Annotated in this window: 7 protein-coding genes; 5 read left to right on the plus strand and 2 right to left on the minus strand. The window is 72.0% G+C overall.

Going from position 1 to position 10306, the window contains the following annotated elements; all coding sequences use genetic code 11:
* The 4 genes from MJ783_RS18655 to MJ783_RS18670 all read left to right on the plus strand — a co-directional run.
* Window positions 1-681: ABC transporter permease (locus tag MJ783_RS18655; protein ID WP_239312056.1), on the plus strand; the 681-nt coding region annotated here is incomplete at its 5' end.
* Between the two features lie 174 nt (window positions 682-855).
* Entirely contained in the window at window positions 856-2010 is a 1155-nt protein-coding gene (locus tag MJ783_RS18660; protein ID WP_239312059.1) for a glycosyltransferase family 1 protein, read from the plus strand.
* A 164-nt stretch (window positions 2011-2174) separates the two neighbouring features.
* A complete protein-coding gene (locus MJ783_RS18665; RefSeq protein WP_239312062.1) occupies window positions 2175-3305 on the plus strand; it encodes a glycosyltransferase family 1 protein in 1131 nt (376 codons plus the stop codon).
* A gap of 84 nt (window positions 3306-3389) precedes the next feature.
* A complete protein-coding gene (locus MJ783_RS18670) occupies window positions 3390-4451 on the plus strand; it encodes a glycosyltransferase family 2 protein (RefSeq protein ID WP_239312070.1) in 1062 nt (353 codons plus the stop codon).
* A gap of 106 nt (window positions 4452-4557) precedes the next feature.
* On the opposite strand, the gene MJ783_RS18675 is transcribed toward MJ783_RS18670, so the two are convergent.
* Complete coding sequence (locus MJ783_RS18675) at window positions 4558-7905, minus strand: NAD-glutamate dehydrogenase domain-containing protein (protein WP_239312071.1); 3348 nt, start codon at window positions 7903-7905, stop codon at window positions 4558-4560.
* A gap of 144 nt (window positions 7906-8049) precedes the next feature.
* Here MJ783_RS18675 and MJ783_RS18680 point away from each other — a divergent pair, with 144 nt between their 5' ends.
* Complete coding sequence (locus MJ783_RS18680; protein WP_239312073.1) at window positions 8050-9123, plus strand: sugar phosphate nucleotidyltransferase; 1074 nt, start codon at window positions 8050-8052, stop codon at window positions 9121-9123.
* A 97-nt stretch (window positions 9124-9220) separates the two neighbouring features.
* Here the strand turns inward: MJ783_RS18680 and MJ783_RS18685 are convergent, their stop codons facing one another.
* Window positions 9221-10063, minus strand: coding sequence for a DUF3105 domain-containing protein (locus tag MJ783_RS18685; protein ID WP_239312075.1), 843 nt, complete (start codon window positions 10061-10063; stop codon window positions 9221-9223).
* Between the last annotated feature and the right edge of the window lie 243 nt (window positions 10064-10306).

Raw genomic sequence — 10306 nt, forward strand, 5'->3', positions numbered from 1 at the left:
CACCTGCCCGGCACCCGGGTCTGGCTGGGCGGCCAGTGGTTCGGCCTGGCCGGCGTGCTCGAGCCCGTCCCGCTCGCCCCCGAACTGGACAACGCGGCCCTGGTTGGATGGACCGCCGCGCAGACGGCTCTCGGCTTCAACGGCCACCCCACGACGCTCTACACCCGATCGGCGGCGCCCGAGGTGGAGGCTGTCCGTTCGGTGCTGCCAGCCACCGTGAACCCGCAAAGCCCGTACGAGGTCCGGGTCTCCCGTCCCTCCGAGGCGCTTGCCGCCCAGCGCGTCACCCACCGCACGCTCGACGGTCTCCTCCTCGGGCTCGGCGCGGTAGCCCTCGTGGTCGGCGGGGTCGGCGTGGCCAACACCATGGTCATTTCCGTACTGGAGCGGCGTGGTGAGATCGGCCTGCGTCGGGCCCTCGGTGCCACCCGGGGACAAATCCGCCTGCAGTTCCTCATGGAATCGCTGCTGTTGGCCGGCCTCGGCGGCGTCGGTGGTGTGATCATTGGTGTGCTCGCCACGGGCGGGTACGCGCTCACGCAGCACTGGCCGGTGGTCATTCCGCTGGCCGCCTGGCTGGGTGGCGTGCTTGTCACGCTGCCGGTCGGCGCGGTCGCGGGTCTCTATCCCGCCATCCGCGCCGCCCGCCTCACTCCGGTCGCCGCGCTGACCACGCCATGACAGGAGCTTTTTCGGTTGATCCTCCGGTTGGTCCGGGCGGGTGCCCGGCCGGGAGCGCCGCCGGGCTGCCCACGGCCCGTCGCATCGCCGCGACGGCGCCCGGACACCGGCTCCGCGCCCTGGCGGGACCCATACCGGTTGACGCCGGCGATCACTGCGCAAGGATGCTGTTCCGTGCGGATCGGATTCCTTGTTGAACAGATGCTGGCACCGGTGCCGGGTGGGACCGGGCGGTACTCGGCGGAACTCGCCGCCGCGCTCGCCCGGACAGCGCGGCCGGGTGACGTGGTCATCAGCTGGTGCGCCTGGCGGGGCAGCCTCGAAGCGGACAGCGCGGCCGTGCCGGGTGTGGTCGGTCCCATCCGGTTACCGCTGCCCCGGCGGGGGCTTGCCGCCGCCTGGCCGCGCGGCCACGGGCCGGCACCGAGCGGCGTGGGCGTGGTGCACGCCCCGACGCTGCTCGTCCCGCCCCGGCGGGACGGGGTGGGGCTCGTGGTCACGATCCACGACGCGGTGCCGTGGACCCATCCGCACACCCTGACCCCGCACGGGGCGCGGTGGCACCGGCAGATGGGTGAGCGCGCGGCTCGCCGGGCCGACGCCGTGATCGTGCCGACCAGGGCCGTCGCCGCCGACCTCCAGCTACATCTGGCGATCCCGGACGACCGGCTGCACGTCATCGGCGAGGGGGTGGCCGACGCGGTCAGGACCGTCCCGGCGGACGCGGACGCTCGCGCGGCCCGGCTCGGCCTGCCCACCGGCGGGTATCTGCTCACCCTGGCCACCCTCGAGCCGCGCAAGGGCCTGGACACCGCGCTGGCCGCGCTGGCCGAGCCCACCGCGCCCGGCCTGCCGCTGGTACACGTCGGTTCACCGGGCTGGGGCGGGCTGGACCTGCGGGCCGAAGCTGAGCGGGCGGGCCTCGACAGCGGCCGGGTGCACCCGCTTGGGCGCCTTGACGACCCCGACCTCGCCGTCGTCCTGTCGCGGGCCACGGCGCTGCTCGCGCCCAGCCGGTCGGAGGGGTTCGGGCTGCCGGTCCTCGAGGCGATGGCCCATGGTGTCCCCGCGGTCGTCTCCGACATACCCGCCTTCGCGGAGATCGGTGGGGACGCCGTGGTCACCGTGCCGGTGGCGGACCCGGCGGCGCTCGCCCAAGCGGCCGCCGCCGTGGTCGCGGACGACGGCCTGCGGCGTGGGCTGGCTGTGGCCGGACGGGCGAGAGCAGCCGCTTTTAGTTGGAATGGGGCGGCAGAGACCGTCTGGTCCCTCTACCGTCAACTTACCGACTCCCGGGCCTTGACCACCAAGGATCGGGGGCCGGCGTAGTCTTGCCAGCGGGCCGAAGATGGCGCAATCGTGGATCTTCCAGCGTTGTCGGTGGCCCTAAGGAACCTAGTAGGCCAAAGACCGTGCGGGCGTGATCTTTCGTGCGGCTGGAGGCCCTGAGGGAGCTAGCGGTGAGAAACATGCCGCCAGTCGGAAGGAGCGCCGTGTCTCCCCGGGTGCTCGTCGACGCAACCGCGGTTCCAGCCGATCGCGGCGGCGTCGGTCGCTATGTCGACGGGCTGGTGGCTGCCCTGGACGCGGCAGGCGCCGACCTGGCTCTCGTCTGCCAACGGTCCGACTATGAACGGTACGGCCGGTTGGCCCCGCACACGGACGTGGTGCCGGGGCCGGCCGCGATCGCCCACCGGCCGGCCCGTCTCGCCTGGGAGCAGACCGGCCTGCCGCTGGTCGCCCACCAGGTGGGGGCGCAGGTCATCCATTCGCCGCATTACACTATGCCACTGCGTACTTCCCAGCCCGTGTGCGTGACCATCCATGACGTCACCTTCTTCACGGAGGCGGAGATGCACACCGCCGTGAAGGGGACATTCTTCCGCTCGGCGATGCGCACGGCCGTCCGCAAGGCCAAGAGAATCATCGTTCCGTCCAAGGCCACCCGGGACGAGCTCATCCGGGTCCTGGACAGTGACTCGACGGCGACGGACGTCGCCTACCACGGTGTGGACACATCGACCTTCCATCCGCCCACGGAGGAGGACAAGCGCCGCGTCCGCCTCCGGCTCGGCCTGGCTGACAGCCGGTATGTCGCTTTCCTCGGCATGCTCGAGCCCCGCAAGAACGTGCCGAACCTGATCCGCGGCTGGGCCGAGGCTGTCCACGGGCGTGCGGACGCGCCCGCGCTGGTGCTTGCCGGCGGCTCGGGCTGGGACGACGACGTGGATGCCGCGGTCGCTTCGGTGCCGTCCCACCTGAAGGTCATCCGGCCGGGCTACCTGCGTTTCTCCGACCTCCCCGGCTACCTGGGCGGGGCGTTGCTGGTCGCCTACCCGTCCCATGGGGAGGGTTTCGGGCTGCCCGTGCTGGAGGCCATGGCCTGCGGCGCGCCGGTACTGACGACTCCGCGGCTCTCCCTGCCCGAGGTGGGCGGCGACGCGGTCGCCTACACGCAGCCGGACATCGACTCGATCGCCCACGAGATGGGCGCGTTGCTCGACGATGCCCAGCGGCGCGGGGCGCTGGCGCGGGCCGGGCTCGCCCGCGCCAGGGAGTTCACCTGGGCGGCGAGCGCCGAGACGCATCTGGCGAGCTACGCGCGGGCAGCCGCTGACACCTGACCAGACGGCCCTGGCCAGCCGGCCGGCCAGGGCCCGCACAGCCTGCCCCGATGCCCGACCCCGATGCCTGGCCCGGGAACGCCGATGGCATCCTGGCCCGAGCGGAACGTTCTCACATACACAGGGTGGGCGGGCGGGGATGATGAAGGCGGGCTGGTGAACGTGCGGGACGCGGTAGCTTCGGCACGTTCACACGATCAGCGGGGCGAGCGGCCGGAGCCTGCCGCCACCGAACCGGAGATTCGTGTCGTGGTCGTGGGCTACCACTCCGGTGAGGTGCTCGGTCCGTTCATGGACTCCCTGACCAAGGCCACGGCAAGGTCCTACGAGGTGGTTGTCGTGGACAACTCGCCGGTGCTGGATGAGGGCACGGCCAGGGTGGCCGAGCGCGGCGAGGTCCGGCTGGTGCGCGCTGGGAGCAACCTCGGGTACGGCAGCGCGGCCAACCGGGGTGCGGCCGGTGCCGGTGCGCCGTGGCTGGTGGTGGCCAACGCCGACATCGCGTTCACGCCTGGATCGCTCGATGAGCTTCTGGACGCGTCGGGCCGCTGGCCGGGAGCGGGGGCCTTCGGTCCGGCGATCACGAACCCGGGAGGTGTGCTCTACCCGTCCGCCCGCGAGCTTCCCTCGCTGGGGCGCGGGATCGGCCACGCCCTGCTCGGCTGGTGCTGGCCGGCGAACCCGTGGACGACGGCCTACCGCCGGGACCGGGCCACCCCGGTCGAGACGACCGCCGGCTGGCTGTCGGGGTCGTGCCAGCTGCTGCGGCGGCAGGCGTTCGAGGCGGTCGACGGCTTCGACGAGGCGTACTTCATGTTCATGGAGGATGTGGATCTGGGCCGCCGCCTCGGCCTGCTCGGCTGGCAGCTGGTCTACGTCCCCACCGCCGTCGTCGAGCATCTGGGCGGTCATTCCACGAAGCGCACCTCGCGACGGATGGTGATCGCGCATCATCGCAGCATGCTCCGCTACCTGTCCCGGCAGTACCCGTCGCGGCGTTACCTGCCGTTGCGGCTCGCTATCGGGGTGGGCCTGGGGCTGCGGCTGCTCCTCGCGCTCGCGCTCGCGGACGACAGCGCGGGAGCCCGGGTGACCCGGTCCGCTGCCGAGCTGCCGGCCAGCCGCCGCCCCAGCGCGGGCCACTGAGAGCGCGGACGGCTGAGAGCGCGGCCGAGAACGACCGCGAGGATCGGGCGGGCCGCCGTCCGCTGGGGACTGGCAGGGGGACGCTGACAGGCCGCCGTGCTGTGGATCACTGTCGCGGGATCAGCTCGCTCAGCCGGCCGGCCACGACGGAGATCATGGCGCTGGACAGACGCGGCGCCGCGGCCACATCGTCGACGACGGCGCGGACCCGGTCGGCCCGTGCCCCGGTCGCGATTCTGTCGATGGCCGCGTCCAGGTCGAACTCGGGCGTGGCCATGGCCGCCTCGGTCAGCGCCGACCGGGCACGGGCGACGTCCGCCCGCAGGGTCGCCGCGGCGATGTGCTCCCAGTACGACTGGCCCGGCAGCTGCGCGCCCCGGCCGATGAGGTGCGCGAGGCCCAGGCGTCCCAGGCCGAGCCGTGTCCCGATGGCCGTGTAGGCGTGCAGCACGTCACTTGGTTCCAGGTCGTTGCGCAGGGCGATGTCGACGATGTCGAGCGCCGGGCTCATCGCGTCGAGCCACGCGACGCGCTCGGCGAGGCGCGCGGGCAGGCCACGCTCGTAGAGCTGTTCGGCCAGCCGCAGGATGCCGGCCAGCTCCTGATCGGACCCGGCCGTGGCGAGCACCGATGGCAGGGCCGCCGTCACCTCCCGCATCCCGTCGGCGTATCGGGTGATCTCCGCCGCGATGTCCAGCGGCGACCGGCGGGCCCGCAGCAGCCACAGCGCGGATTCCTCCTGGACGAAGTGGCAGTGCAGCAGCGCCTCGGCGGTGGGATCGGTGGAGCCCACGGCCGGGCGTGCCCGGCTGCCGCCGTCTCCGAGGCAGTGGGTGTCCATGGCCGCCCAGATGTCGGTCAGGCCGAGCAGCTCCCGGGTGATGACGAAGGCCCGGGTGCCCTGGACGGTGTCCGCGCCGGTCAGTTCACGCAGCCGGTGGAGGAAGCCTGCGCCGACCCGGTCGATGACCGAGTTGGCGAGCTGGGAGGCTATGATCTCCCGCCGCAGAGGGTGCCGGCCGAAGTGCTCCCGCAGCAGCTCCCGCAGTGACGCCGGCAGGTAGGTGTCCAGGGTGGGCCCGCCGACCGGCTCGTCGGGCAGGCTCGACGCCAGCAGCGACCGGGCGACCATCCGCTTGGCGTAGGCGTGCAGGACGGCGATCTCCGGTCGGGTGTAGGTGCGTCCCGCCGCAAGCCGGGCGTCGAGCTCCTCGGCGTCTGGCAGGCTCTCCACATCCGGGTCGATCTCGCCGGTCTCCACCAGATGGCTGATGAACCGCGACAGCCCGTCCGCCATGGACATGGCATGCCGTTCGGCCGCGCTCAGCGCCAGGGCCTGGCGGGCGGAGTCGGTCAGGACCGCTCGCGTGACGTCACCGGTGGCCGACACCAGCAGCCGCTCGCGATCGGCCCGGTCGATCGCTCCCTTGTTGATGGCCAGGTCAAGGCCAATCTTGATGTTGACCTCCCGATCGGAGCAGTTCACTCCGGCGGAGTTGTCCACGAAGTCGGTGTTGCAGCGTCCGCCGTGCATGGTGAACTCGACCCGGGCGGCGTCGGTGAGGCCGAGGTTCCCGCCCTCGGCCACGACCCGGGCGCGCAGCTCGGTCGCGTTGACTCGCATCCCGTCCCGGGCCTTGTCCCCGACCGCGCCGTGTTCCTGCGTGCTTGCCTTGACCCAGGTGCCGACACCGCCGTTCCACAGCAGGTCGACCGGTGCCCGCAGCACCGCCCGGACCAGGGCGTCGGCGGGCAGCGCGTCGTCGCCGACCCCCAGCAGCTCCCGTACCTGTTCGGTCAGCGCGATCTGTTTGGCCGACAGCGCGAACACGCCACCGCCGGCCGACAGCACCGACCGGTCGTAGTCGTCCCAGCTGCTCCCGGGCAGCGCCGCGAGGCGTTCGCGCTCGGTGAATGAGCGGGCCGGGTCGGGGGCGGGGTCCAGAAATATGTGTCGATGATCGAACGCGGCGACCAGCCGGATGTAGCGGGAGAGGAGCATGCCGTTACCGAAGACGTCCCCGGACATGTCACCGATGCCGACGACGGTGAGCGGTTCGCGGTCGGCGTCCACGCCCAGCTCGGCGAAGTGACGGCGGACGGATTCCCAGGCACCCCGGGCGGTGATGCCCAGCGCCTTGTGGTCGTACCCGCTGCGGCCACCCGAGGCGAAGGCGTCGCCGAGCCAGTAGCCGCTCGACGCCGCCACCTCGTTGGCGAGGTCGGAGAAGCGTGCGGTGCCCTTGTCCGCCGCGACCACCAGGTAGCTGTCCGGCTCGTCCCGGCTGACCAGGCCAGGCCTGCGGACGGTGACACCGCCGACCCGGTCGTCCACGAGCGCCAACAGCGCCCGCATGAACTCCGCGTAACAGGACCTGGCCAGCGCGGCCAGTTCGTGGGGGTCCGCCGGTGGACGCCGCAGGACGAAGCCGCCCTTGGCGCCGTCCGGCACGATGATGGCGTTCTTGACCCGCTGGGACTTCATCAGGCCGAGAATCTCGGTGCGCAGGTCCTCTTGGCGGTCGGACCACCGGATGCCGCCCCGGGCCAGCCGCGCCCCGCGAAGATGCAGCGCGTCGAACCGCCCGGAACTGACGAAGGTCTCCGCCTCGGGGACCGGCGGCGGCAGCCAGGGCAGCCCCGCTGACATGATCTTGATGGCGAGCGTGTCCGGCGCGTCCACCGTGAGTGCCTCGGGCTCGGGACGGCGGCCGGAGCCGGGAGACGCCGCCGGTGGGTAGAACGTCGTCCGCACAACCGCGAGGACGAGGTCGCGCAGCCGGCGCAGGACTGTGTCGTCGTTGATGCTGGTCACCCACGCCAGCGCGGCCTCCAGCCGGGCGTGCAGCCGGCTGCCGTGCGCGGGGCTTGCCCGCAGCGGGTCCAGCCGGGCATGGAACAGCGCGACGAGATCGTGCGCGTAGGACGGGTGGGCGGTCAGGATCCGGTGGGCGTAGCGGGTGCCCAACGACGTCCCGGCGAGGCGCAGGTAACGGAACATGGCCCGCAGCAACGCCACCTCCCGGGCGGTGAGGCCAGCGGTGAGGACGAGCGCGTCGAGGCTGTCGCTGTCGATGTCCCCGCGCGCGAGGCCCGCCAGGATGCCGCGCAGGCCGTCCATCTGCTTGATGGCGGCATCGGCGAGCTCCGGTGTGGTGCGCACGTGGTATTCGTCGAGGCTGGCTGTGCCGCCAAGCGGGTCCGGTTGCTTCGGCAGGCTGCGATGGGTTGTCGCGCGCAGGCCGAGGTTGGTCAGCACCGGTATGACGTCGGCTATGGGCGGCCCGTCGCCGTGCCAGGCGAGCCACACCGTGAGCGTGGCGGGACCGCTGCCGTCGGTGCGGGCGGCGGCGAAGCCCGGTTCTCTGCCGTCGGCAAGCGCGGCCATGGCCGTCTCGGCGCCCGGCCGGACGTTGCTGGAGGAGACCCGATAGTCGGCGGGCCACTGGCGCACCACGTCTTCAGCATCGCCAGTGCGGCCCGTCCGCGCATTCCGGCGGGCCGTCCGGGCTGGTGAGCGGGTGTCCGCGACCCGACGTCACCGCAGTGCCCCAACATCGTGCGTCGGGGCGCGGGGCCTCTGGGACACTCACGCTCTATGGACGCTGTGATGCTGGTCGGGGGACAGGGTAGTCGCCTGCGCCCACTGACGATGTCAGCACCGAAACCGATGCTTCCGGTCGCCGGCGTTCCGGTGACCGCCCACATGCTCGCCCGCGCGCGCGATGCCGGGATCACCCGCGTTGTCCTCGCCACCGCGTACCGGGCCGAAGTATTCGAAGAGTACTTCGGCGACGGCTCCGCGCATGGTCTGGAACTGGAGTACGTCACCGAGGCCGAGCCGCTGGGAACGGGCGGCGCGATCCGTAACGTCGTGTCGCGGCTGCGCGCCGCGCCGGGCGAGCCGGTGGTCGTCTTCAACGGCGACATCCTGTCCGGCCTGGACATCGTCGCGCTGGTGCGCCGTCACCGGGACACCGACGCGGCCGTCACCCTGCACCTGACCGAGGTTGGTGACCCGCGCGCGTTCGGCGTGGTCCCCACCGACGCCGACGGCCGGGTCACCCAGTTCCTGGAGAAGACACCCGACCCGCCGACCAACCGGATCAATGCCGGCTGCTACGTCTTCCGGCGGTCCGTGATCGACGGCATTCCGGCCGGCCGGCCGGTCTCGGTCGAGCGGGAGACCTTTCCAGGACTGCTGGCGTCCGGCGTTCTCGTGGCCGGTTATGTCGACAGCACCTACTGGCTCGATCTGGGCACTCCGGACGCGTTCATCCAGGGGTCGCGGGACCTGGTGACGGGGCGGATCGCCTCCTCCGCGCTGCCGGGACCGGTCGGTGATCAGCTGCTGTTGCCGGGTGCCTCCGTCGCCGGGGACGCCAAGATCAGTGGTGGCGCGGTGGTGGGCGCTGGCACGACGGTCGGTGCCGGCGCCACGGTGGACGGTGCGGTGCTCTTCGACGGAGCGGTCATCGGTGAGGGTGCTGTGGTGCGCGGGTCGGTGGTGGGCGCTGGCGCGGTCATCGGCGCGCGGGTGTCACTTGACGGGGTCATCGTGGGTGACGGCGCGCGGATCGAGCCCGGCAACGAGCTGCGGGCTGGCGTCCGGGTGTTCCCCGGTGCCGTTCTGGGGGCGGGCAGCATCCGCTTCAGTTCGGACCGCGCGTGAGCGCGGTGAGGCGGCGCCCGCCCGCTCCAGCCCGGCACCCCGGTCGCGTTCCGCTCAGCGCTGGTGACCCGACAACAGCGCCCGCGTCAGCGCCGCGTCACCGCGTCGCGGCGGCCGTGTCCGCTGGCGTGGGCGTGCCTGCTGAGGCAGGCGTGCCTGCTGAGCTGGGCGCGGTGGTCCCGGGACCCGGTCCGGTGGGCTGCCGCGCGCTGCCGGCGATGGTTGGGCTCAGGTCGAGCGGGCCACCGGCCGCACCGGACTCGGGTGCGGTGGGGGAGTCCCACACCGCACCGGCCGGGCTGGGGTTGGCATAGGTCCCCACGAACTCCTTGATGGCCGCCTCGGACACGACCGCGCACCGCTGGGTCCGGTCCCAGGCGGTCAGTACGAAGTGCTTGTTCTCGGTGAACTCGCCGCGTTCCCAGGGGACGGCGATGAACCGGTCACCGGCGGACTCCGCGGCGGCGCGCAGCGCGGTCACCTGGTCGTCGGGGAGTTTCGCGTCGTACCAGCCGATGACGAAGCCGTGTTCCAGGTTGTGGACGGCACGCTCGATCCGCAGGTTGGGAATGCGCTCGTAAAAACGGTAGGCGTCCGGCAGCGGGCTGGAATCGTGGTTACCCGATGACGGCGGCGCGACGGTGTAGTCGACGGTCTGGTTGGCCGCGACGTGGGTGCTGCCGTGGGAGGCGTCGTTGACGACGCCGGTGCATCCGGCCGCGGTCGCGGCCGTGCTCGCCCTGGTGACGTAACCGACCGAGCGGCTCTGGTCCTTCGCCCGGTTGTCCAGCAGCGCGTACACGATGATGCCGGCCAGTAGCGTCAATGCGGCCAGGCCACCGATTCCGTAGATCAGAAAGGAACGTCGGCGCTCCTGGCGCCGCTGTTCGCGCCGGAGCGTGTCGAGCCTCGCGTTGCGTTCCGCACTCTTTTTTCCCACAGCGCACGATCCTACGGAGGGCCGGCCGGCATCCACCCGGCTCGTCCGTCCTGGTAGGCCCCACCGGGGGGCGTACGGACCTCAGTTTCTGATCACTCGACTGGCGAACACCCAGCCGCGCCCGAAGATCCTCTAAAGCAACGCGGAGAGCATCGATTCCTTCGACTACCCCTACCTGCCGTTCTACGCCGGCACGGCCTACACAGCGCTCTCCAAGTCCGAGAAGGCGCGAACCTTCGCCCA

The sequence above is a fragment of the Protofrankia sp. Cj3 genome (genome assembly GCF_917627355.1).
Lineage (GTDB): Bacteria > Actinomycetota > Actinomycetes > Frankiales > Frankiaceae > Protofrankia.